20 protein-coding genes and 1 tRNA gene are annotated in these 25,413 nt (G+C 42.2%); 6 read left to right on the forward strand and 15 right to left on the reverse strand.

Annotation, left to right across the window (positions count from 1 at the left end; genetic code table 11):
* The first annotated feature begins 15 nt into the window (after positions 1–15).
* Both BLU80_RS05795 and BLU80_RS05800 read left to right on the forward strand, forming a co-directional pair.
* A complete protein-coding gene (locus BLU80_RS05795; RefSeq protein WP_170831155.1) occupies positions 16–1,533 on the forward strand; it encodes an efflux transporter outer membrane subunit in 1,518 nt (505 codons plus the stop codon).
* 177 nt (positions 1,534–1,710) lie between these two features.
* Positions 1,711–2,778 (forward strand): alkene reductase, encoded by a 1,068-nt coding sequence (locus BLU80_RS05800; RefSeq protein ID WP_091394886.1) that lies wholly within the window; start codon positions 1,711–1,713, stop codon positions 2,776–2,778.
* A 157-nt stretch (positions 2,779–2,935) separates the two neighbouring features.
* On the opposite strand, the gene BLU80_RS05805 is transcribed toward BLU80_RS05800, so the two are convergent.
* From BLU80_RS05805 to BLU80_RS05815, 3 genes are all read right to left on the reverse strand, one after another.
* The gene (locus BLU80_RS05805) at positions 2,936–3,481 is read right to left on the reverse strand and encodes a hypothetical protein (protein ID WP_091394890.1); all 546 of its coding nucleotides are present in this window, start codon (positions 3,479–3,481) and stop codon (positions 2,936–2,938) included.
* A gap of 153 nt (positions 3,482–3,634) precedes the next feature.
* Positions 3,635–4,645, reverse strand: a complete 1,011-nt coding sequence (gene tsaD, locus BLU80_RS05810; protein ID WP_091394893.1) for a tRNA (adenosine(37)-N6)-threonylcarbamoyltransferase complex transferase subunit TsaD — start codon at positions 4,643–4,645, stop codon at positions 3,635–3,637.
* 90 nt (positions 4,646–4,735) lie between these two features.
* Positions 4,736–5,977 (reverse strand): ABC transporter permease, encoded by a 1,242-nt coding sequence (locus tag BLU80_RS05815; RefSeq protein ID WP_244518764.1) that lies wholly within the window; start codon positions 5,975–5,977, stop codon positions 4,736–4,738.
* Between the two features lie 176 nt (positions 5,978–6,153).
* Between BLU80_RS05815 and BLU80_RS05820 the strand changes: the two genes are divergently transcribed.
* A tRNA-Pro gene (locus BLU80_RS05820) sits at positions 6,154–6,228 on the forward strand.
* Positions 6,229–6,476: 248 nt separating this feature from the next.
* A complete protein-coding gene (locus BLU80_RS05825; RefSeq protein WP_091394901.1) occupies positions 6,477–7,091 on the forward strand; it encodes a hypothetical protein in 615 nt (204 codons plus the stop codon).
* A 55-nt stretch (positions 7,092–7,146) separates the two neighbouring features.
* On the opposite strand, the gene BLU80_RS05830 is transcribed toward BLU80_RS05825, so the two are convergent.
* The 12 genes from BLU80_RS05830 to BLU80_RS05885 all read right to left on the reverse strand — a co-directional run bounded on the left by BLU80_RS05830 (position 7,147) and on the right by BLU80_RS05885 (position 22,969).
* Positions 7,147–11,985 carry a RecQ family ATP-dependent DNA helicase gene (locus BLU80_RS05830; RefSeq protein WP_091394904.1) on the reverse strand — a complete coding sequence of 1,613 codons (4,839 nt, stop codon included), beginning with the start codon at positions 11,983–11,985 and terminating at the stop codon, positions 7,147–7,149.
* Positions 11,986–12,178: 193 nt separating this feature from the next.
* A complete protein-coding gene (locus BLU80_RS05835) occupies positions 12,179–13,603 on the reverse strand; it encodes an AAA family ATPase (protein WP_091394907.1) in 1,425 nt (474 codons plus the stop codon).
* A gap of 455 nt (positions 13,604–14,058) precedes the next feature.
* Complete coding sequence (locus BLU80_RS05840) at positions 14,059–14,637, reverse strand: YdeI/OmpD-associated family protein (protein WP_091394911.1); 579 nt, start codon at positions 14,635–14,637, stop codon at positions 14,059–14,061.
* Positions 14,638–14,648: 11 nt separating this feature from the next.
* A complete protein-coding gene (locus tag BLU80_RS05845) occupies positions 14,649–15,047 on the reverse strand; it encodes a DoxX family protein (RefSeq protein ID WP_091394914.1) in 399 nt (132 codons plus the stop codon).
* A gap of 65 nt (positions 15,048–15,112) precedes the next feature.
* Complete coding sequence (locus tag BLU80_RS05850; RefSeq protein WP_091394917.1) at positions 15,113–15,586, reverse strand: SRPBCC domain-containing protein; 474 nt, start codon at positions 15,584–15,586, stop codon at positions 15,113–15,115.
* Between the two features lie 122 nt (positions 15,587–15,708).
* The gene (locus BLU80_RS05855; RefSeq protein ID WP_091394920.1) at positions 15,709–16,056 is read right to left on the reverse strand and encodes a metalloregulator ArsR/SmtB family transcription factor; all 348 of its coding nucleotides are present in this window, start codon (positions 16,054–16,056) and stop codon (positions 15,709–15,711) included.
* Between the two features lie 155 nt (positions 16,057–16,211).
* Positions 16,212–17,189, reverse strand: coding sequence for a quinone oxidoreductase family protein (locus tag BLU80_RS05860; protein ID WP_091394924.1), 978 nt, complete (start codon positions 17,187–17,189; stop codon positions 16,212–16,214).
* Positions 17,190–17,258: 69 nt separating this feature from the next.
* Complete coding sequence (locus tag BLU80_RS05865; RefSeq protein WP_091394927.1) at positions 17,259–17,834, reverse strand: Crp/Fnr family transcriptional regulator; 576 nt, start codon at positions 17,832–17,834, stop codon at positions 17,259–17,261.
* A gap of 123 nt (positions 17,835–17,957) precedes the next feature.
* Complete coding sequence (locus BLU80_RS05870; RefSeq protein WP_091394930.1) at positions 17,958–18,917, reverse strand: bifunctional riboflavin kinase/FAD synthetase; 960 nt, start codon at positions 18,915–18,917, stop codon at positions 17,958–17,960.
* 173 nt (positions 18,918–19,090) lie between these two features.
* On the reverse strand, positions 19,091–20,344 hold the full coding sequence (gene metK, locus BLU80_RS05875) for a methionine adenosyltransferase (RefSeq protein WP_091394935.1): 1,254 nt from the start codon (positions 20,342–20,344) through the stop codon (positions 19,091–19,093).
* A gap of 35 nt (positions 20,345–20,379) precedes the next feature.
* Positions 20,380–21,891, reverse strand: a complete 1,512-nt coding sequence (locus BLU80_RS05880; RefSeq protein WP_091394938.1) for a DUF4270 family protein — start codon at positions 21,889–21,891, stop codon at positions 20,380–20,382.
* A gap of 262 nt (positions 21,892–22,153) precedes the next feature.
* Positions 22,154–22,969, reverse strand: a complete 816-nt coding sequence (locus BLU80_RS05885) for a glycogen/starch synthase (protein WP_091394941.1) — start codon at positions 22,967–22,969, stop codon at positions 22,154–22,156.
* Between the two features lie 89 nt (positions 22,970–23,058).
* Between BLU80_RS05885 and panC the strand changes: the two genes are divergently transcribed.
* A complete protein-coding gene (panC, locus tag BLU80_RS05890) occupies positions 23,059–23,901 on the forward strand; it encodes a pantoate--beta-alanine ligase (protein WP_091394944.1) in 843 nt (280 codons plus the stop codon).
* Positions 23,902–24,083: 182 nt separating this feature from the next.
* Positions 24,084–25,400, forward strand: coding sequence for an MFS transporter (locus BLU80_RS05895; RefSeq protein ID WP_091394947.1), 1,317 nt, complete (start codon positions 24,084–24,086; stop codon positions 25,398–25,400).
* Positions 25,401–25,413 lie beyond the last annotated feature (13 nt).

Below are 25,413 nucleotides of genomic sequence, written 5' to 3' on the forward strand. Positions count from 1 at the left end.
TTAAAGTTTCTATCCATGCAAGATAAACAACCATTTTCTTTACAAAGTTTTATACTTATAAGGCGAAGATCGCCTTATAAGTATATCAGAACGCTGTTAATAATAAGTCTGCTTGTTTTTTGGGCCGCTTGTAAAACTCCGGCCCCGGTTCAATCAGCCAGGCTAAACAATGCAGCTCCCCTGCCGGCAACTTATCATTCAACAGATCAGTCGGCCGCAGCAGCCGGTGAAAACCCGGCCGGTACCACAGCTACAGCCACCATACCCTGGGAAACATTTTTCAAGGATAGCAGCCTAAAAAAACTCATCCGACAGGGCCTGGACTATAATTACGATTTAAGCCTGGCCATTAACCGGATCAGTATCGCGGAAGAGTGTTTAAAACAGGCAAAAAATCTCCAGTTACCCACACTGGGTATCTCTGCCACAGGCAGTACTACCCGGTTTTCCGATAACGGACTGACCGGTCAGAGCATGACGGGTGCGGCTACCCATCATTATGAGGATTATACCCTGCAAGGACAGTTGAGCTGGGAGGCAGACATCTGGGGTAAAATTAAAAACCAGCAAAAATATGAGCTGCAGCAGTTACTAAGCACCAGAGAAGCTGCACAGGCAGTGAGAACCCGCCTGATTGCGGACATTGCTACGGGCTATTATAACCTGCTTATTTTAGAAAAACAGTATCAGGTAGCTTCTTCCAGTCTGATACTGGCTGACAGCACACTGCAGCTGACGGAGCTGCTTAAATTTGCCGGGAAAGCAAATCAGCTCTCTGTTCAGCAGACCTCTGCCCAAAGACAGACAGTCGCTTTACTATTACCGGACCTGGAAGATCAGATATCCAATCAGCAAAATGCACTGCTTGCTTTGACCGGGGCCATGCCAGGCACTATCGGCGATCACAGCGACCTGGATGAGGTAAGCTTACCCGGCAATATCGTAGCCGGGCCGCCCGCTGATTTACTAAGCAACCGGCCCGATGTATTACAGGCGGAATGGCAGTTAAAAATGGCCATCAGTAAAATAGCGGTAGCTAAGGCAAACTTATATCCTTCGCTGCGTATCACGGCCACAGGCGGCGTTGAGTCCCTGAAAGCGAGTAATTGGTTTAACCTGCCCGCTTCTTTATTCGGGATAGTCGCTGGCAGCATCGCCCAGCCCATATTTCAGCAAGGGGCGCTAAAAAAGGACTATCACATAGCGCAACTGGAAAAAGAAAATGCGGTCATCGCTTTTAGATCCACACTCCTGCAGGCGGTAGGGGAAGTCAGCAACGCCCTGACACATTACCAGAAATTACGCACTCAGGCAGAGATGGCGCTTAAACAGGTGGATACACTACAGTCAGGTGAACAAAATGCGGCCTTACTATACAAAAGTGGTCTGGCCAATTATCTGGAAGTCATCAGTGCACAAAACAATACGCTTCAGGCATCCTTAAACCTGGCCGCCATCCATGGTCACCAACTGATGGCTGCCGTGGAGATTTACCGAAGCCTGGGTGGTGGCAGGCAATTACAGGAAAAATAAAACAGGCCGTATAAGGTGCTTTGCTTTTCAGGATCGATTCTCTTTAAGTTGCTTTTAGTTGTTTTAGTTGGAGTTTAATAGTTGTGGTGCCGTTATTGGACGGCACCCTATTAACCCCAGACAGCCTGATCAGCAAATAACCATACCATTTAAACTTTATCACAAAAATTAATACACATGGAAAAAATATTTACGCCATTTAATAAAAATGGCCTCCAGTTAAAAAACCATATTATAATGGCTCCTATGACCAGGGCCCGGGCCATAAATAATATCCCCAATGAACTGATGGCCACTTATTATGGCCAAAGATCTGAAGCGGGTCTTATTGTTACAGAAGCTACAGCCATCAGTGCGGATGCATTGGGTTATACCAGAATCCCCGCCATATACACAGATGCTCAGATTGAAGGCTGGAAGTTAATCACTGACCGGGTACACCAAAACGGATCCAAAATCTTTTTACAGATTGTCCATTCGGGAAGAATCGGTCACACCGATAATTTACCCGTGGGGGCGCGGCTGGTAGGCGTTTCAGACATACAAGCCGCAGGACAGGTCTATACCGACACCCTGGCACTGCAGGATTTCTCTAAGCCTGAAGCACTGACCACCACGGAAATCCAACAGGTGGCTGGCGACTTTGTAAACGCCGCCAGAAATGCGATTCAGGCAGGCTTTGACGGCATTGAGCTTCATGCAGCCAATGGCTATTTAATGGAACAGTTTTTACATCCGCTCATCAATAACCGGACAGACCACTATGGCGGCAGTATAGAGAACCGGAGCCGGTTTATTGTGGAAGTTGCCACCCGCATCAGCGCCGCCATCGGCAAATCCAGGGTAGGGATAAGATTTTCCCCTTATTCCACGTTGAATGATCTTGCTGAATATTCGAAGCAGGAGGTCCATGCAACTTATATCCATCTGGCTGAAAAATTAAATGACATTGGTCTGGGTTATATCCATCTGGCCCTGAACCCGGCAGCAGATCCCGCTACCTATCAGGCCATCCGTGAAATCTATAAAGGCAATATCATTTATTGTAATGGCCTGAACCTGCAATCAGCAGAACAAATTTTACAAGAGCAAAAGGCAGATCTGGTAGGCTTCGGTCGTCATTTTATCGCAAATCCTGATTTAGTGTCCAGATGGCAAAAAAATATACATTTACAGCAGGCAGCGGTGGATTCATATTTCAGTCCGGACTCCAAGGGGTATATAGACTACCCCCTTTTAAACTAGTTTTTTATAATTGTGTTACCCGTTTTTAAGTTCAATCACAAAAAAGAGGTATCTGTTCTGTCTGTCAGAATAGATACCTCTCATTGTTTATTTCTACACTAAAAACTTTTTACGCAGATAAAGCAGGCTTGTGCTTCAAAAAGTGCAGCGGCTTACTTTAATTACGGGTGAATTCATAGTAGACATAGGCGGTCTGCCCATCTACTTCGACCGGACTTACAAGGGTAAAGCCCTGTGCAGTTACATCAGTAATATCCAGTAAATATCCCTGAGTGACTGTTTTGGCCTTCTGGCCATCGATAATTTTCAACTGGAATTTCTTCTGACCGCCCTGATCTGTTCTTACGGACCAGATAATATTTCTTTTACCGGCATAACAGTCCCCATTATCCTGGATGGTGTAAGTGCCATATCCGTTATGAGGAAGCACCCATTGACTGCCAATAAAACAGTTCGGCGTTACGTCATCAAATACAGTTGTTTCGAGTTTGACTTTAGTGAGTATAGTAGCGGAGGTATTACCGGCGTCATTAAATGTTTCCTTATGAGTGGAAGAGGCTGTATTTACACCTTCTACCCGCACATCAGATACCGTATAACTGCCATTCATATTCACCTTATCAATGGTATGAGAGGTGGTGGAACAGGAGGTAATAAACAGTAAGGCAAATACCGCCAAAAGAATTCCAAAATGTTTTTTCATGCTTTTAGTTTTAATATAATTGGATAAAGTTTATTTAAATTCAATAGATTATAAAATCCCTCCCTGGTTTAAATCTTAAAATATGCTTTTTTTATAATGCAATTGAAGTGCCAAAAATGCGATTATTAAAATTCAGGGACCTTAACTCCCTCACTACCAACTAGCCCTGGCGGAAGGGCTTATCTCCAAACCCGTAAATTGCCCGGCCAGATATTTATAGTAACCCGTCATGGCTATCATGCCTGCATTATCGACACAATATTGAAAATCAGGGCGATATGTTTCAACTCCTAACTGTTCTCCTAACTGCACAAGAGCAGCTCTAAGCCCTTTATTGGCACTCACCCCCCCTGCAATGCAGACGTGACGAATACCCGTTTGCTGAATGGCCTTTTTGAGTTTTTTAATTAATACATCAATAATGGTATGTTGAATGGAGGCGGCTAAATCAGGTAAATTCTTTTGAACAAAATCGGGGTCTTCACTCATTTGCTTTTGCAAAAAATACAGAACAGAGGTCTTCACACCGCTGAAACTAAAATCAAGGCCAGGGACCTGAGGTTTTGCAAAACTAAAAGCCAGCGGATTACCTTCACTGGCATATTTATCAATTAACGGGCCTCCGGGATAAGGCAGTCCCAGAATTTTGGCCGTTTTATCAAAGGCCTCCCCTGCCGCATCATCAATGGTTTCTCCGAGAACTTCCATTTGTAGCGGGCTGGTCGCTTTAACGATTTGCGTGTGGCCACCGCTGACCGTCAGACATAAAAACGGAAATTCAGGTTTATGCACTCCGATCAGATTGGCCAGCACATGCGCCTGCATGTGATGTACTGCTATTAAGGGTTTATTTAAGGCAAGAGCCGTTGATTTGGCAAACTGGGTGCCTACCAACAGGCTGCCGATGAGTCCGGGTGCCTGGGTAAAAGCCACTGCGTCAATCTGATTTAAGGTAATTCCGGATTCCTTGATTGCCGTATCTACAACAGGCACTATATTCTGGATATGGGCCCGGCTGGCCAGCTCTGGTACGACGCCGCCATATTTTTCATGGACCTTCTGGGTTGCAATAACATTAGACAGGATTTGGCCATCCTGACAGATGGAAGCACTGGTTTCATCACAGGAACTTTCAATTCCCAGTATGGTAATGGGTGTAGACATATAAAATAAACTCCTTGGAAGGACAAAATTAGCCCAATCACCCGTGGATAACTAAAATAATTCTGAAACTTGAAAATCTTATCAAAGCATTTAGTTACTGCGGATTGCCACCACCGGATTTAATCGCGCGGCTATGGTGGCAGGTATGATCCCGGATAAAACCCCAAGACCGATACAGATGGAGAACGCCAGCAAGATGATACTGCCGGCAATAACAATTGGAAAGGGCAAAATCGAACTTAAAATTATGGACAATACCCAGACCAGAAACAGACCCAGAAGCCCTCCAATGATGCATAAAAAGGCACTTTCTATTAAGAATTCCGTTAGTATGGTTCTGCTTTTAGCACCGATAGCCTTTTTAAGTCCAATCTGACTGCGGCGCTCCCGGACCGTTACAAACATAATGTTGGCAATACCAAAGCCGCCGACCAAAAGAGATAGCCCGGCTATTATCCACCCGCCAATATTTAGGGACATGAAGACCTTATCGATTTGTTCCCGGAATAAGTTAATATCATTTAATGCAAAATTATCGTCCTGTTTGGGGCTTAATCTTCTGACCTGGCGCATCAGTCCTCTAAGTTCATCGATTAAGGCCGAGTTGGGTACACCTTCTTTACCTTTTACAAAGATTTCTGGTCTTAAATGGTCAGCGTTATAAATACTGGCAAAATAATTATAAGGTACAATAATACTCTGATCAAACTGGAAAATATTGATCATCTGCCCCTGTTTTTTTATTACGCCTATTACATTGACCTTCTTGCCATCAACGCTGATTTTTTTACCAATGGCTAAACTGGGCATTTTAAACAACTGAGTGGCAACTTCCTGACCGATAACTGCAACAGCCATCCCTCTTTTAAATTCACTGGGAGTAATATAACGGCCATATTCCACTTCCACGGTCTGAACTGTATTAAATTCTTCCGTTGTTCCATATACATTGCCGCTATAGGTATTATCCTTGTAGCCTAAGGTCGCACTTGTATTATTCAAATAATACATATGTTCAGCCAGATCGGTATTTTTTTTCAAAAATTCGAGCTCACTGTATTTGACCTCCGGTCTGTTTACAAACTTCCACCAGGGATAATCACTGGTATTTAGAAATTCCCATTTGCCCACCTGAACCGTATTGGATCCCAGTTCATTCATATCAGACTGAACCTTTTGCTTGAGGCTGTTTACCAGAGCCAATACCCCAATTATGCAAAAAATCCCAATGGTAATCCCAAACAGAGAAAGAAAGGTTCTCAGTTTGTTGACCTTTAGTTCCTGCAGGGCCATCAGGAAGCTATTCCATAAGATTCTAAACAGTTTTCGCATAATAATAGCATCAAACCTACAGCAAAAAAGCGTCTGAAAGATAAAATCCCCTGATTTTTGGATGGATGGAACATAATCAGGTTATTTGGTCACGTAAAATATTTTTTTCAATATTTTTTTGGATATAAAAATTATTGAATTACTTTTGCATCCCGCTGACGCAATAAAGCAGCAATCGGGGCGTAGCGTAGCCCGGTCATCGCGCCTGGTTTGGGACCAGGAGGTCGCAAGTTCGAATCTTGCCGCCCCGACAAATTAAGAACAAGAGAATCCACCAGAGTAAAATCGGTGGATTTTTCTTTTGCCAAAACCAGACCAGTTTTAACATGATCCACAATAACGGATCAACGGATCAATGCACAAACCAGTATCTTTACTTTTCCCTTCCACACTTTTAATGCTCAGCAGAAATTATTAAATTTGTCGAATTGCATCTACTAATTACGAGCCTGAAAGGCTAAGCAGGTAAAATAAAGGTTTACACCAAAACAATGACTTTATGGCTAAAATTATCTGGTATTTCTTTGCGCTTATAATGCTCTTATGGGAAGGCTCACAAAACGGCAACTTGCTTTCTTGTAACAGGCCATATCAGGCTCCCAAAAAAACAACGCCGGACAGCATTATGTTAAAACCGCTCGTAGATCATTCACCCTATACTAAAGTCTCATTTACGAAAGCAGTATTAAAAGGCGCAGCGATTGTGGAACGCACAAATAGATATGGTGCCATCGGAGAGGATAAAAAATTAGCTGGCATTTATATCCACAGCAATCTTTATATCAAAGAAATCAAATCCTTCTTAGCCGATCCTGCCTATTCTACCGACCAAAAGATCATTGTTATTTGCCTGATACAAAACCTTAGGCTGGATACCTACCTGGACATCCTTAACTATACCGCAGTTCTTTATAAAAATCAAAAAGTGGAAGAGATGGTACTTGAATGGGTCATTGCTCCAAATATCAATAAAAGACAGATCATTGCCCGGAGTTACAAAGACCCCAAAGTAAGACAACTCCTTAATCAAATCCGGCAAATTAACGGACTTTCTTCTACCACACGGCGAATTATCCAACAGATATTAACCGGGGAGGAGACCAAATTTTTATAATTAGAAATGCCGGTAAATAGATAGATGAGCTTAGCAGCACAACCTATCCTCAAACTCATCTAATCATTTTTTTCTCAAAATACAGGTTTGGCAAAACGACCTTATATTCATTTTCTCTTTCCTTGTCCCACCAATGGACAATGAAGTTCACCTCTGCGCGGACCACCTTAAAGCCCTGTGAGGCTTGTTTTTCCACAAATCTTGTAAATTCTTTTGAGAACTGCACCACCCGGATTCCTTTTTGGTTTAAACATCCTCCTTCCACCACTGTCAAGGCGTCACCACTGACCAACTGTCCAATAGAACCTTGCTCCTTGCGGCTATGTCCGAGGTATATTTGCGTCATGTCCAGCGGCACCAAGATTTCTGCAGGGGCCAGATACTGCTGTTGATTTTCTACCCACTGCAACCCCTCAGCCGATATGCCATTTAAATAATCCCCATTCAGATGAATATTTAAATAGTTCTTTGCCCGGGTCATACCTACATAAAGCGCTCTTCTATCCTCATCTGTACGTAGCTGTGCGTCTTCCAATAACATAAATACCTGGTCAAATTCCTTTCCTTTGGCTTTATGAATGGTAGACACATAAATCAATTCCCCTTTTTCCCTATAAAAGTCCTCTAGCCTGGACTCCTCAATAAATAAATTCAAATCAGATTTATACCTGGATTTAGGGCTAATCTGTTCAAAATCCCGAATCAGATTCAGGCATAAATCCAGATTGGCACTTCTTTGAAAACTGGATTTTAAAATTCTGATGGCCTCCTTCCATGTGTCATGATCGATCACCTTTTGATCAGAAGTTGTTCCAAGTAGCTCTACAAAATAACGAAGCTCTGCCAAAGCGGGTAATTTAAAGGCCCGGTTACTCTGAATAAATCTGGCAGGAAGCCCAGCCATCAGTAACTGTCCCATCACCTGTAGCGCCTGGTCGTTTGTTTTAGTAAGGACACAGGTCGTTCCAATAAGGTCCGCCGATTTAACGGCATCCGCTAACGGTACAATCAGATTTTTATTAGCATAATGCACCACTTTCAAGCGCCCCTTATCTTGATCAACGGCTACAATCGGGTTATTTTTTAACCGGTGGAAAATAGTTTTAGCAAATTGATTGGTAAAATCCACCAGATTGGCCTTACTTCTATAATTTTCAATCAAATCATAAGACTTCGCACCAAACTCAGTAATCAGCCGCTCCATATACTCCGCACTAGCACCGCGGAACCCATAAATGTTCTGATCATCATCGCCCACAGCAATCACCCGCATCCCTTCATTTTGCTGCATTAAAGCTTCTACCAGGGCAAACTCATGCTGGTCCATATCCTGTGCTTCATCAATAACCATGACTGTTTTGGTAACCCGGCTGATGTCTACCTCTTTATCTTTAATCTTTTGTACAGTCTTTATAATCACCTCCCTAGACTCATCAACACTACCTATTTTCCCCAGTAAATCAAAAGCATACGCATGAAAAGTCTTGACATCTATATAATAAGCCGCTGCACCCACCAGCTGAATCAGTCTTTTTTTAAGTTCCGTTGCCGCTGCTCTGGAAAAAGTAAGCATCAATAGCTGCTCATGCTTTATGTCCTCCATCAAGAGCAAGGCAGCCATCTTATGCACCAAAATCCTTGTTTTACCGCTACCTGGTCCGGCAGCTACAACAATATACTGACTTTGCTGATCCTGGATAATGGCGTGTTGAGCCGGGGACAGTTCGCCGAAGAGCTGCTGAAATTTCTTATGGGTAATTTTGCGACTTAACTCCTCAGCCTTACTACCCGGGAAATATTTTCTTAGAAAAGCGCCGTAGTTTAGCTTAAAGTAATCCTCTGTAAAATTCAGGGCTGCCGTATAGTCTTCTACCATTTTTTGGGCATACTCCCCTACGATATGGATTTGCTGAACCCTGTTCTCGTAAAACAGATACAGGTTTTGATAATCCTGTTTGGTAAACCTTTTCTTATTATCTTTTTCAAGACGTTCAATAGTTAGTCCGTTATAAGAGACCATAAAACCGCCTTCAATTTTAATGGCTTCTATTCTGGACAAATAATATAAAGCATCTTCTATTTCGGTATTACTGACCGGCTCTTTGTCAAATAAATGGAGTTGCTGCTGATAGGCATTTTTAAGTTCCTGTTCAGAAAATAACACCAGGGATTCAGGGGCATTATTCCCGGCGATCTCCACAACCTTACTTTCCCTCTCCCCTGCCCTTTTAAATAAAAACTGGAGAATAAAACGACTTAGCGCGTGTCGCTTTTCCATTTTCCCCTGTAATACTTCCACTTTTTGCAGACATTCCGCCTCAAAATGATAAGGGCTACCTCCGGCAAATCTCCGCTTTATCCATCCCGAAGTGGACAAATAATTCAGCAAGACCTTTATTTTGCCGGGATTTACACCATCGATGCCTGTAAGCGCTGCCGCTGCATTGAGTTGCTTTAGATGAAAGGGCATGGAACGATCCGAAAACTGCTGCAGCAAAAACTGCTCAAGTTGCCCGTAGGTTCTAAGGATATCCAGTACCCGGCTTTGTTTTTCTCCTTTTTTAATATAAACCGACAAATCCTTATTATCTGCCAATATGCCTTCCTCCCTTAACAGGTTCACAATCCGTATTACTTCTTCTTTTACAATCCCCAGATGATCACTGATATAATCCACCCTGGACTCTGGCACCTCATCTGCTACTTGTTTACGGCTCCTGCTGGAAATCAGTTTTCTTACAATCCTTGCACCGTCTTCTTTTTGTTGCGGGGTAAACCGGTTTGACTGGTTAATTCTACCAACCGCTTCATCCGCATTTTTAACGAGCATACTACTGGCATAGACCCTGGGCATATTTTGGCCCCGCTCTAAAAAGCCCGCATTTTCCAGACTGGCAATAGCGGTATTTACTCTAGTCTCTACATCCTTAATATTATCCTCCCATCCAGCCTTTCTGGCAATCTCAAGTGCAGAATTAGACACTTTTGCCCTAAGTCTCGTTAAATCCTTGATGGCTTTCCAGACCTGTTGGATTTCTTTGATGGTTAATTTGGTCTGATTGAGCAGCAATAGATGCTGACTTAAATCCTCCTCATTATACAACACATAACAGCTGGCCAGAATATCCTCATCTCTGCCAGCTCTACCTGCTTCCTGTACATAGTTTTCCAGAGAATCCGAGATTTCATAGTGGATCACCATGCCGACATCCTTTTTATCCACCCCCATGCCAAAGGCAGAGGTTGCCACCATAACATTTACTGCGCCACTCAAAAAAGCATTTTGATTCTCCGTTTTCTCCTGCACTTCCATCTTGCCATGATAAGGCCTGGCCTCCACGCCATCCTCCACCAGTCTTTGGGCCAGATCATAAGCCTTTTTGGTCCTGGATACATAAACAATAGTCGGGCAATTGCCATCATAAATCAGATTTCTCAGCTTTTGATACCGCTCCGTTTCTGTTTCTATGGGAATCACCGAATAATGGAGATTCGTTCTTGCAGCACTAGCTGTAAATTCCAGCATCTCCAGATTCAGGTGCTGCTTAAAATAGGCCTTGATATCTTCAATCACATTCTTTTTAGCGGTGGCAGAAAAGCAGGAGACCGGTATTGGGTCAGATAGCCCTTTTTGCGCTTGTAGCTCCCTGATAAAAGGTCCGATATAGGTATAGTCAATTCTAAAGTCCTGGCCCCAGGCAGAAAAACAGTGGGCCTCATCAATAACGAAGCGCACAATTTTCCGGCCCAGCAGTAATCGCTGCATGGTTCTGGATCTTAAAGACTCAGGCGAGATATATAATAAAGCGGCACTGCCATTTTCCACCCGCTCAATAGCCTTGGACCTGGCAATCGGATCCAGAAGCCCATTAATCATGACTGCCTCCGTAATATTTTTCCCCTCCAAATTATCCACCTGGTCTTTCATAAGTGATTGCAGGGGAGCAATGACCACCGTCAGTCCTTTTACCGCTTCTCCACTCATGAGGGCCGGCAACTGAAAGGTAATAGATTTGCCACCGCCCGTCGGGAACACGGCTAAAAGCGACTTATCGCCAACCGCAGCCTGGACAGCCTCCTTTTGCAAGTCCCTGCCCTCATAACGTCTAAAAGCAGTAAAGCCGAAGATATCCTTAAGTGCTTTATGGATATCCCATTTCTTATCACAATAGCCACAGCCCTTCAGACAAGGTTTACTTCTTAACAGATACATCAGCTGATCCACCCTAGGAAAATTCTTCACGACCCAGGGCGGTGTTATTGAATAGCGATCATTGACCGCTATCAGTGCTAATGCATAAGCCAGTTCAACAGGCGATTTCTCAATAAAATCATTAAGAGTTGCCTCAGCGCAGATCAAATCCCCGAACTTTAAGCGGATAAGCGCTTCCGGATTTTCATTATTATAATGCAGGGGGCTATTTACACGCAGGTAATTAAAAAAACCCGTAAAACGCGCTTCCTTAGACAGTAAACCCCAGAAGATTGCCTGCATCTGAGCATCCAGCTGATAAAAGCTGTTGATTTCGTCATAAAACAAGTCCCTGGCCTTGATAGCATCATTTAAAGGATTATTCAGCGAATCTGATTGCAGTTTATCATCTTTAACCAGCTTGTGGTAAGGATTTTTGGGGAATAGCAGCGCAGAGAGTAGCAGGGTATCGATATAGTAATCCTGTCCAATACCCGCATTTAATACAGAGTTTCCAACAAAATGAAGGTCATGAGCTAATATATTATGACCACAAACAAATGCGCTTCCTTTAATAAATTCCATAAATCCAGCAACCGAGGGATTATGATAACGACTTCCATCATCTTTTATCCCGCCGATATCCAGCAACTTTTTGCTATCTGGATCTATTTCTGTATCAATAAATGCGATTGCACTCATATAAGTTAAATCTGTTTTCATGGCACTCCCCCGACTAGTCAAAACGGGACTGCGTACTGGATGCATCCCAAAAGCCACGAGAAAGATTATTCAAATATCGTGAAAATCAGTGAAAAAACGGCATGCGTTCAATTAACCTATTGAAACTCAGACAACCCATAAATTTTACCGAGCACACAGCGTCATAACCCTTTTAATCAAAAAATATATCCATGGTTAACTGACTATGGATGACTGAGTGGAAGTGGTTATTCTCTTTTACACCATAAGGGGTAATCATTATCATAAAAATGCCTTTTCTCGTTTTTGTGCTACTGGCAAAAACACCTATTTTATTCCTTAGGTTATCTGCCATTTCTTTATTCACACTAATAAAATTCATCGAGAATTTAAATTCAAATAAATTGATGATCTGGTCCCTCCTGTCAATGACCAGATCAATCTGGGCTTTTCGCTCACCATCACTACCCAACCAGCAAGAAGTATTAGTTTGAATCATATCAATTCTCAATGCCCGCTTAATATCAGTTACATGTGTCAAGCCAATTAGTTCAAAGGCATAACCACTCCAAGCCCTATAACTTGGGTCATCAATTCCGTTTATCCAATTATTGGCATCATCAACACTTGTACCTTCTATAAACTTTAAATAGAAAAGCGAATAAAAATCTACCAATTGATACAAAACGCCATATTTTTTCTTCCCAAATGCATTGTATTTGCGAATAAAATTACTCTGTTCCAGTTCCATCAAAATTTTAGTCAATGAGCCCCCACTGGCTAGCTTTGTCATTTGAGCCAGTTCCTCTCTGGTCAGCCCCATACTTTTTTTGGCCAATGCTTTTACTACGGCAATATGCTGCGCTTCATTTTTAAACAGGGAATTATAGACCCCGTAAAAATCAGTTCTTAACTTCCCATTCTCGCCAAAAGCCATATCATTGATATTCTGAGCAGCGCTTTTCTTTGGATCTATATCTTCCAGATAAAATGGAATACCGCCCATTACCATATAAAACTGCATAATATTATACCTGGTAAATCCATCGCCCTTTTTTAAGATAAACTCCTCCGTTTCTCTGAGTGTAAAGGGCGCTAACTGCATCCGGTGCGTTACCCTGTTATACAAACCACCCCTGCCCATAATCAATTTATTTAACATCCAACTGGCAGCAGAGCCGCACACTATCAGAAAGATGTCATTTCTTGTACTTGCCCATGCATTCCAAAATAGCTCAAGAGCCGAGATAAACTCTGATCTAGAGGTATCCATCCAGGGTAACTCATCCAAAAAAATAATTTTCCGCTTCTCTCCCTTTGATTCTAACAACTTTTGTAATACCCGAAATGCACCAAACCAATCATTAATATCTGCGGTATTTATATTTGAATTGGAATAGTTTTCAATGGCCCCTAAAAAATTAGAGAGCTGTGCTTTAGTGGATTTATTGAACAGTCCAGTGCAATAGAAGTCGAACTTCTCCTGAAAATACGACTTGATAAAATAGGTTTTCCCCACTCTCCTTCGCCCATAAATCGCCAAAAAGGTGGGTCTGTTTAGTTTAACCAGTTTGTCCAATTCGAGTTTCTCCTGCTTACGTCCAACAAAAAAATCCATAAAAGCTAAATTTAATTATTACATATACTTTTTAATAATTCGTATAAAGATAATAATAAATAGATTATATTTTTCTGGCTGATTATACGAACCTTAACTAGCCAAAAATACAATAAATTTCAGTTTTTGGCTAGTTATAGGACACTTAATTAGCCAAATCTTCTTTTTTATACAAAGAACTCGTTTTATAAAAATACTGAACAGCACAAGCAATATGAGTACATATCTTTATTTACATAATATTGTTAATTATATTATTCAATTCATTATATTTTTTTAGCTGATTAGTGTGCCACTAACTAGCCAAAAACGTGTTTTTTTGTCGTTTTTGGCTAGTTATAAAAAATCCTCTGTAAAGCACACTGGTTGTACCTTACAGAGGATTTTCAAAATAAACCCCAGCCAAATTCTATCAAAACGCCCCTTTTAAGCAACGTACTTCACTCCATCTGATTTTAGTCATTGAGTCCCTTGCCCGCCAAAATCTGAGGCTTATATTTCTCTATTCGGCTAAGCACCGTTTTCTCCTGCTTGGGTTGGGCAAAATACAATAGATAAGCCCTTTGTCTACCCGGCGTAAGGCCATTAAACGCCTTTTTAAAGGCAGGTTCTTTTTTAAAGGCTGCCTGTAAGAGCGCTGGAACCGGATAATCCGTTAATTTTTTCATAGGTACGGCAATACCTGCCTCTTCTACCGCAATGGCCTCATAGATATAGGCCTTGATATCTGCTTTCTGGGCTTTAATTGTTTTTATATCTGTAAAGCGCATCTGTCTGGCGGCCTGCACCTGCGCTGTCTGCTGAATCAATAACCCTTTTGGGTTCTGCAATAAAGCGCCCTTAAAAAAGAGCAAGGCGCAATATTCTTTAAAATGGTGAATCAATACAATATTACGCTTACCCTGCATATAACAGGGCTGGCCCCATTTTAAAGTCTCTTCCAGTCCGGTAGATAGGACAATCTCCCTTAAGAGCTTCACCTGATCCTGAAAAGGAGTCTCCAACTCAAAATAAAACGCTACTTTAGGTTCCATGGCTTAATTATTTATGGGTAAGTTACCATAAATTTTCTGTTTAGTGGTAAACAAACTAAAGACACTACCGTCAATATAAATATTAATAAAGCGGGTAGTATACTTGTCACAGCACCACCCACAGCCAGATGCGAGTAGACCGCGCCAATAACAAGAAAACCAATACCGGCATAAGCCCATTGTTTTACGAGTGCTAGTCCAGGAATCAATAGCACAACGGCGCCCATCATTTTAAGTACTCCTAAAAGTGTCATTAAATATAAGGGATAGCCCAGGCTTTTCATCATTTCAGCGCCGCCTACTCCTTCAGCTGTACCTAGCAGCTGAACCAACCCAGTGGAAACCAGTCCGAGTGCCAGCCATATGGTGGCTACCCAATAAATTATCTTTCTAAGTTTTTGATGTTTCATAAGACGATTTAAAATAAAGATGTATTAAATAAGAAAGCGACAGGCTCTTAAAGCACTCGTATCTATCACGCACCTTCACGCATTAAAGCCTCCAGCCGGTCATGTGCTTTACTGATACCACTGGCAAAGGGCAGTTTCAGCATTTGATCCCGAATCTCTTTTGAGCGGTAGATTACCTGCATTTCAAGTACGCTTTGGTTATCGCTGTCACCAAGGGCTTTAAAATTTAAAAACTCCAGCTGAGCACCAAACGGGGCATTTGCCATCTCAAAAGTGCGGACAATCAGTTTATCCTGCTCTATACTATGAATGGTACCGCTCGCTTCAAATACCACGTTACCACTAGGATCCTTTGTCTCAAAATGGTATTTACCCAAGGGCTTGTTTTCTAAGATTGTCACCTGGGTCCCCATCCAATTACCCAGTAGTTCAGCACTGTCAAAAGCTTTGAACAGCAGCGCTACCGGCAGATCAAAATTCCTTGTAATGAGTAACTGTTGTTCACCCGGCTCTGCTTTAATTTTCGTTTTTAGTTCCATTTTCGTTTATTTAAAGTCATTAAATACAGGTTACTGGTCTGATTAAACGCATATATGCTGCCACCATGTAAAGCCTCGGCTTACTTACCGCTTCCTGCTTTTCCCTTTCCCCTAAAATCCGTTTACGATTTCCCCCCTTTATCCTGGTCCTGCTGCGCTGTATAATTTTTCATTACCGCTTCCAGTTTATCAAAGCGCGCTTCCCACATCTTACGAAAAGGCGTTAGAAAATCATCTACCTCTTTCATCTTGGCCGCATTGACATCATAATAAATTTCCCGTCCATCCTTATGGCTAACAACGAGCGCACACTCCGTCAAAATGGACAGGTGCTTGGATATAGTCGGCCTGGCCGCATCAAAACCCTGGGCGATGGCCCCGGCAGTCATGGACTGGGTGGCTACCATAAGCAGTATCGCTCTTCTGGTTGGATCAGCTAAGGCCTGGAATACATCTCTTCTTAATTTCATATCCTCTTCTCCTGCTTTTAAAAGCTAAAAAACATTTAGCCATTTGACTACAAATATAAGAGTAGCCATATAACTACACAAATATTTTTTAAAAAATCTGTCATTTCTAACAGATTCTTTAAAACAACATATTTTAATTAATTATCGTCAATCAGTTACAATCCATCCAAATCAATAACGGCTCTTACTCCGCTGGGTAGTTTTGCCTCCCACAGCTCCGCTAACTGCGACACACCGTAGTCTTTCGTCTCAATTTGAAGTTGACCTGCTGCAGCCAGATCAAAGAATTCCGGCAATATTTCTTTAATATGCTTTCCGACCTCCTCCTTTGTCCAGGATCCGAGGCCTGATCCCATCAGCACAATAGGGGTACTGCGTAAAATACTGGAAGACAAACTAATTAAGTCGCCTGTCATGCCACCAATCGATACAAACCTAACCCCGTGAGCAAAGCCACCTTTACCTTTAATGCCATTCAGGATGGCCTCTGCAGAGGCCCCCCACAGATAATCCAGCACAATATCTATAGCATACTGCTGATGCAGCCCCGCCAGCTCAGATGTTAATAAGGCCTGATCCTCACTAAGCGTTAGCCACTGATCGGCACCCAAAGCCTCAAGTTCCGCAAAGGCCGCTTTATTTCTGCCAGTCACAATCACCTTAGCCGCTCCATAATGTTTTGCTACCTGAATGGCCATCCTGCCAGTTACACCGGTAGCGCCATTAATCAATACTGTTTCTCCAGGACGCAATTTTGCTCTAAACAGTAAAGCCATGGCAGATCCCATAACAGCATTTGGGATGGCAGCCGCACGGCTGTCATCTAACCCATCTGGAATAGGCACCGCAAAAGCCTTATCAATCAGGCTATATTCAGCCAGTATTCCGGTTTGACTAAAACCGTAATATCTTTTCCCATCCTTTGTAATACCCACGCCGTCAGTGCCCACGACCTGCCCTTCGGGCCGAAGCTCACTGGAATAATGCTTGCCGCTGGCTCTCATTTTATCCAGGTTTTTAATAGCCGCAGCCCGCATTTTAATGAACAGCTGCTGGTCACTATTTTCGATCGGTACCTCTCTTTCTCCTATTTCGGGGGCAGCGCCACCCGGATACATTACAATTGCTTTCATTGTTTTTACATTTATGGAGCAAAATTATAAAGCACTTTTACTGATGACGATAACATATGTTATCAAATCTTACCTGCCAGCCAGTTTTGCCTTGATTCTGCTAAGATGTACGGCGCTGATTCCCAGATAAGAGGCAATATAATGCTGCGCGACCCTTTGCGGGATAAAACTACGTTCTCTAATCAGATTTTCATAGCGCTGAAGCGGACTATCCCGCAAAAAAGAGACAAATTCCTGCATATAGTGAATTTGGCGGTCACTGAATATGTAGAGGAGGATATCCATATATTCCGGGGAAGATCTCAGCTGACTGAGTAAATCCATCACTTTTTCTCTGGGAATCCTTATGACGACCGTAGGCTCTAAAGTTTCGAGCGTAAAGGCGCTGGGGACCTCCCGCATAAAGCTCTCAAAAGAGCTTAATCCATCACCCTCAAAGAAAAACTGAACGGTCTTATCCTCACCACTGGCCGAAATCAGAAATGCCCTTACGGCCCCTTTTTCAACGGCGTAATAATATCTGGCATGACTGCCTTCTTTCAACAACAGCTGCTTAGCGGATAATTCAAGCCGCTCCTGAAAGCAGCTGTACTCGTCCCACAGCGTAGCTAATCCGGGAAATTTATCCTTGTAGCGTATAAACATAGCGGCAATTTTAAAATGAGCCAGGTATAAGTACCCGCAAAATTTATGCAACAGATAACACCTGATAAAAAGCAGCTATTTGGCAGTCTATCTAAAATCATTCAAATTCAGCTACTTACGCGCTCATAAGCCACTACCCCTTTGCTTCTTATAGCGACTCAGCGCCTCTTTTGTATTCAGCTCATCACGCCCCAGCGCTGCTTTTAGTGGTTCCAGTCCGTCAAATTTAAGCTCATCACGCAGTCTTTCAATAAATAATACACTAAGGTGCTGGCCGTAGATATCTTGGTTAAAATCAAAAATATTGACCTCAATGGTCATAGGGCTCTCTCCAATGGTAGGCCGTATTCCAATGCTCAGCATACCATCCAACACGTCCCCCGATTCCATCCTAACCTGGACGGCATAAATACCAAAAGCCGGCAGCAACTTATCAGGTTCTGGTTCATGGATATTAGCCGTCGGATAACCAATGGTTCGCCCCAGCTGATTGCCCTTTTCTACATGCCCGGATAATGCATACGGATGTCCCATGAGCGACAAGGCGGTTTTCACCTCACCTGCTTTCACAGCAGCCCTGATAGCTGTAGAGCTGACGGTTACTTCATTAAGCACCTTTTCAGGGATTTCAATAACAGAAAAGCCATGGAGTTTGCCATAATGCTCCAGCGTGGTATAGTCCCCTTTGCGGTCTTTACCAAACTTATGGTCATAGCCGATGATCACTACTCTCGGATGCAGTTTAGAGACCAGAAAATCTTCTACATAAGAAGCCGCCGTCTGTTCTGCAAAGCCTTCATTAAATGGGACTACCACCACATGATCTATACCATATGATTCCAGCAAATGGAGTTTTTCTGATAAAGTCGTGAGCAGCATTAAAGGAGCCTGTTCCTTATGTACAATCTTACGCGGGTGAGGGTAGAAGGTCACAATCACCGTCTGGCCACCGATGCGTTGAGCCTCTTTTTTTAATTGATCTATAATTTTCTGATGCCCCAAATGTACACCATCAAAAGTACCTATCGTAATGACGGCGTTTTCTATGAAAGGAAGATTTTGAATATCACGATATACGTGCATTTTACTCGATTTGATAAAACCGCATGAGCTGGTTTCAGAATACTTGATTTCTTATTGCGAAAATACAAAAAACCAGTGCTTTTAAGAAATCTTCTAAAAGCACTGGTTAAAAAATTATTGTATAAGCAAAGACGATTACAGCCTTTACTCAACGCTACTATAACTATTTTGGCCTATTTAATCTTAAAGGCTTTTTTGATCTTATTTACGTAATCCAGTTTTTCCCAGGTAAACAGTTCCACTTTATGCTTAACTTTTTTGCCATCCGGGGAAATAAACTCTTTAGTGACTATTTCATTTTTACGGCCCATATGACCATAAGCTGCTGTTTCACTGTAAATTGGATTTCTGAGCTTTAATCGGGACTCAATAAAATAAGGACGCATATCAAAGATACCTTCAACAATCTTTGAGATTTCCCCATCGGTCAATTCAACATTGGCCGTGCCGTTGGTATTGACATAAACACCCATAGGTTTTGCTACACCAATCGCATAGGATACCTGAACCAGAACCTCATCAGCGACGCCGGCTGCAACCAGATTTTTAGCGATATGCCGGGTGGCATAAGCCGCAGAACGATCCACTTTGCTGGGATCCTTTCCACTGAAGGCTCCGCCTCCGTGGGCACCTTTTCCGCCATAGGTATCTACAATGATTTTACGGCCGGTAAGCCCCGTATCTCCATGAGGGCCACCAATCACAAACTTGCCGGTTGGATTCACGTGAAACTTGATATTACCGCTGAAAAAATGCTTATAAGCCGGATACTTTTTAATCACTCTTGGGATTAAAATAGATTTAATATCCTTTTCTATCTTGGCGAGCATTTTTTCTTCCGTATCAAAATCATCATGCTGGGTAGAGATTACAATGGCATCGATCCTGGTAGGCTTATTATTATCATCATATTCCAGGGTCACCTGACTTTTTGCATCTGGACGCAGATATTTAATCGCCTTATTTTCTCTGCGTAACTCAGCCAGTTCAATAAGTAACGTATGTGCTAAATCCAGTGCCAAGGGCATATAATTCTCTGTTTCGTTGGTAGCATAACCAAACATCATTCCCTGATCTCCTGCACCCTGGTCTTCTTTTTTCTTTCTGACAACCCCTTGGTTAATATCAGCAGACTGCTCGTGAATGGCAGAAAGCACACCGCAGCTGTTGGCTTCAAACATATAATCACTCTTTGTATAGCCAATTTTACGGATTACGCCGCGGGCGATTTCCTGTACATCCAGATAAGCATTTGATTTCACCTCTCCGGCTAACACCACCTGACCGGTAGTTACCAGTGTTTCACAGGCAACTTTACTGTTAGGGTCAAAGGCCAGAAAGTTATCGATGAGGGCATCAGAAATCTGATCCGCTACTTTATCAGGATGTCCTTCTGACACACTCTCAGAAGTGAATAAATAAGGCATCTTCTATACTGTTTTTAGGTCAATAAATATTTAAACTACTCTTTAACCTGCGAATATACAATATGCAATTGTAATTTGCGCGTAGAATTTGCGGGGCCTTTCACCCGGACATGACCTATGGATGGATAATTGAGTGGCAATAATGAACCACTGGAAGTAGAAGTACCTATACTGATATATTGCCCTAGATTTGGTGCATAAAGGCTGTCACCGGTACCAGGACTATAAATATCCAGAGGTTTATTGACCGTTTTGCCCAAAATAATATTTTGAACATAATGGGTAATATTTAACTGGTAGCGGTAAACAGAGTCTACGATTTTATCAGGATCTGCCACTTTATAAGGGTAACTTCCCAGCGTGCTGATGGAAGATGCATCTGTCGCATAATAATAACTCAGTCCCGAACTAAGCGTGGTTGCTGTTACATCACCGGTTAACATCTCCCTGCGCTTGTTCGCGGAATCATAGGCAGCCACAAACAGATTCGGCGGATCAATCAGATTGCCTTTGGTATCTGCCGGGTCATTATCGCTATGAACAATTAACTCGGCCTTATAAATTAAAGATTTAGGGAAGCTGGCCAAATCAGGCAGTTTCACCCGGGAATAAACCCCTGGGGAAGCTTCAAAATACAGATAAGGATCACTTTGAGTGGTATCTCCCGTTGGAAATACTGCATCCAACTGAGATCCAGTCCGGTCTTTTTTAATATAATTGGAACTGGCCGAATTGGAAGTAGGCCTGAAATAGGCAACTGCCGTATCCCTTCCGGCCGTATCTTTTTTAAGATAAGAATAGTAAATGGCCAATTTGGTATTCGTTCCGCTTAGTACGATGGGCAAAAGTGCGTTACCGGTATTTTCAGGTACGATCTGAAAGCCCTTAAAAGCAAGCAAAAATGTGCTATCCGTCTGATATTCATGGTTAAACGTATATTCTTTTAATAAACGATTACCAAAATCATCCTTTAATCGGATTCTGAGTTGATTGGTGGTAGTATCCTTATATACTTTTACGGAATCATTGGTCGTTGTAGGTAATATGCTTTTTGCCGCGTCATTATAGGTCAACTCTGCTGCGCGGGGAAAAGCAGTGGTAGTGCGGTAAGGATAATTATTATCTACACCAAATTCAGCACTCTGATCGATTTCATATACTCTAAATGCCAGGGATTGGGTAGAGTCTCCATAAACACCCCCTCCTGTAGCCAATACCAATACGACAGAATCCAGTGTCAGGCTATCACTGGAAACAGGGAAGCTGAAAGAATCAATGGCTGGCTGCATTTGAACATTAATAGAGGCATTTGTTTGACCGAAAACTGAACTGTTTGTATTGCCTAATACATTCAGGGAAGTAATGGGTACAGAAGCACTGTCATCTCCCCAGGTTTTACCAAAAACATCTATTAAAGTGTCTTTGACATGAACCCCGTCAATGGGCGGAATAAAGTCTTTTCCAAGCGTAGTTGTAATTTCTTTGGTACATGCGGCCAGAACACCTAGTGTCAGGGCAGCAATAATCCAGATTTTTTTTTGATTCACTGATTATCTGCGGTTTATTAGATAATATTTAAAGGCTTTACCGACATACATGATGCCCCATAATAGTTACAATATAAATCTATTGACTACCAAAGAGATGTGGCTCTGGAGTACAACCTGATATTATAAAGAAAAACAACATAATGCTGCTTTCTCCTATATTGGATCCAACCTGAAGAGATGTAGCCTCAGGTTACATTCTATCTGTATGCAGAGGCGGGAGAGATGTAACCCCCGCTCCTACTTAAAGCGCAATAAACGATTAAGGCGCAATCTCGTTATACAATTCTAAATACTCTGTTAAATCAGTCTCCCACCCTTTAAATGGAAGGATTTTTTTACCTTTTGCTTTAGAAAACTCAGTAATTAATTGCTTGTCTACACTGTCAGAAGCAAAAATAATTCCATCAGCATAGGTAGCACCACCACGATTCATTCCTAAATTATCTGCCGTTTTAAAGACCTCCAGGTCCTTACTTTTGACATTATTATTGATGGTCGCCTGTTTAATAAAATCTTTATCGAAATTTTCTTCAAAGGTCTGTCCACCAACGGAATAGAGTACTTTACTATTGGTAAAGACAGGGTCTTTCTTATAGGCTGTCTTAATATAAAGAGGTATAAGTGCACTCATCCATCCACTACAATGGATGATGTCCGGAGGCCAGCCGAATTTTTTTACAGTTTCCAGCGCTCCCTTACAAAAGAAAATAGATCTTAATCCGTTGTCATCAAACCAGTTCTCATTTTCATCGTGAAAAACGAACTTTCTTTTAAAGAATTCGTCATTATCCAGAAAATAAACCTGTAATCTGGCATTGGGCAGTGATGCAACTTTTATCTGCAGTGGAAAATCATCATTATCTATGGCTACATTGATACCGGACAATCGAACGACCTCATGTAAGCGGTGGCGTCTTTCATTGATTACACCAAACCTGGGCATAATACAACGGACTTCCAATCCTGAATCATTACTTTTAATCGCTAATTTGTTAATAATTTCTGCGTATTCTGTCAGCTCTAGATAGGGAGACATTTCTGTAGAAATAAATAAAATTCTTTTTTTATTAGACATTCTTATACCAATTTTGTCCTCAATAGGTTTGCAAAGGTAAGAAAAATAACTCAAATGATTACTTTGCGGCCTTCCATATATTGATAATAATGATTATATTAAAAAAAGTAGCCGATTTAAATAAAGTAGTTGCCAGTATTCATAAGACTGGAAAATCAACAGGGTTTGTTCCTACAATGGGAGCCCTCCACGAGGGACACTTATCCCTGATAGAACAGTCCCGGAAAATAGCCGACGTTACCATTTGCAGCATTTTTGTCAACCCGACACAGTTTAATGACCCTGAAGATCTAAAAAAATATCCAATTACAACGGATCAGGATATTACGCTGCTCGAATCTGCAAAAGTCGACTACCTTTTTCTGCCCACGGTTGAAGAAATCTACCCTAAGGATTCACCTAAAAAACACTATGATTTAGGTCAAATTGAAACAGTTCTGGAAGGGGCTCACAGACCAGGACATTTCCAGGGAGTGGCGGAAGTCATAGACCGCCTGTTGACGCTGATCAAACCGAGCTATATCATTATGGGCCAAAAGGATTTTCAGCAAGTAAAAGTGGTGACTAAATTGATAGAACTCATTGGAAGTCAAACAAAACTCGTTACCAGCCCTACTCACAGAGAGCAAACTGGACTCGCGCTCAGCAGTCGCAATGCCAGGCTCAGCCAGCAGGAATTACAGCAAGCCACTGCTATTTCAAAGGCCTTACTCTATGGCAGACAACACATTAAGGATACCGATCCCAGAACCCTGGAACAAGAAATGAGCAGCCAATTAATGGCTGCAGGCTTTGGTCCCATTGACTATGTAGCCATTTGTCATCCTAATAATCTGAGTCCGATTCAGCAGTATCAGACCGGCATGGATGTGGTGATTTTAGTTGCAGCATTTTTGGGACAGGTTCGCCTTATTGATAACATGCTCATCTAAATAGCGCAATTTATTGGCATTTTTTGACAGGTCCTTTGCAAACCAAAGTTCGTTATTATAAGGCAAGTTAATTATCAGAAGCATTGATAATCAAACTTTTTTTAGCGATCTGCCTTTCGTACCTTTGCAGGAGTCCGCTTTTTGGACCCACTTAAAAAACTTTTTACCCTGCCAGGGACAATATGCAAAACAAAATAGCCAATAGTATCCGTAAATACCTGAAAGACCAAAAGGCATTAACGCATAAAAATTATCGGCTGTTTTTAGTAGGGCAAAGTTTTTCTTTAATAGGCACATGGATCCAAAGGCTGGCCATGATCTGGTTATCCTATCAATTAACCGGATCTGCCTTCTTGCTTGGCTTGGTAGGCTTTTGCGAACAAATCCCCATATTTGTACTTGCCCCCTTTGCAGGCGTATATGCAGATAAGTGGGATAAACATAAAGCCTTATGTCGGATTGAAGCGCTGGCTATGATTCAGGCACTCATTCTGGGCATTCTGACGCTTACCGGCTCAGTCAATATTTACCATATTATAATTCTGAGTCTTTGTCTGGGTTGTATTAATGCATTTGAAGTCCCTATTCGTCAATCATTTGTAGTGGATATGGTAGACAGAGAAAAAGATGTCCTGCCCAATGCCATTGCGACTAATTCTATGGTTTTCAATCTTTCCAGGTTAATTGGCCCTTCCGTGGCCGGCATCCTGATTAGTTCTGTAGGGGAAGGATGGTGTTTTATGGCGAATGCCTTTAGTTATGCAATAGTGACGGCGTCCTTATTATTCATGCACATACAAAAGTTCCCCGCTGCTGTAGAGTCTTCTCAAAAGATACTCCAGAGGCTGGCTGAAGGAATAAAATATATTAAGAGTAAGCATATTATGCGTACGCTGCTGATTCTGCTGGCCATCGTCAGCTTCAGCAATGCTTCGCTTAAAACCCTGGCTCCGATTTTTGCTCAGGATGTGCTGCACGGAGATGCCAAGACTTTAGGGTTACTCATGAGCGCTTCCGGCGTTGGAGCGATAATGGGTGCCATATTCCTGACAAACTCCAAAACAACTCCTCTGCTTTCAAGGATTGTATCCTTTACAGGTTTGTTATTGGGTATTGGGATGATCTTTTTTGCCATCTCAAAATCGGTTATTTTATCCCTGTTTTTTCTGGCGATCACAGGCCTCGCACAAATGATGCACACAGCCTGCACCAATACATTATTACAACTTCATGTCTCTGATGATAAAAGAGGCAGGGTAATGAGTTTTTATACGGTATGCCTGCAAGGAACGACACCATTCGGGTCTCTGGTGGCAGGAGCCATTGCCGGAGGACTAGGTGGTCCGTGGGCCATGGCCATAATGGGCATCATCTGTATCGCGGCAACACTTATCTTCCGGCACGATAAACATCCAGGAGACAAGGACCAAAAAGCAACACTTAAGGACCTGAGGGACGAGGAGGATACCACTCAACAACAAGAGGCAGCAGCGGTATAAGGTATTAACCAGC

It is taken from the genome of Arachidicoccus rhizosphaerae, from assembly GCF_900107765.1.
Taxonomy (GTDB): Bacteria; Bacteroidota; Bacteroidia; order Chitinophagales; family Chitinophagaceae; genus Arachidicoccus; species Arachidicoccus rhizosphaerae.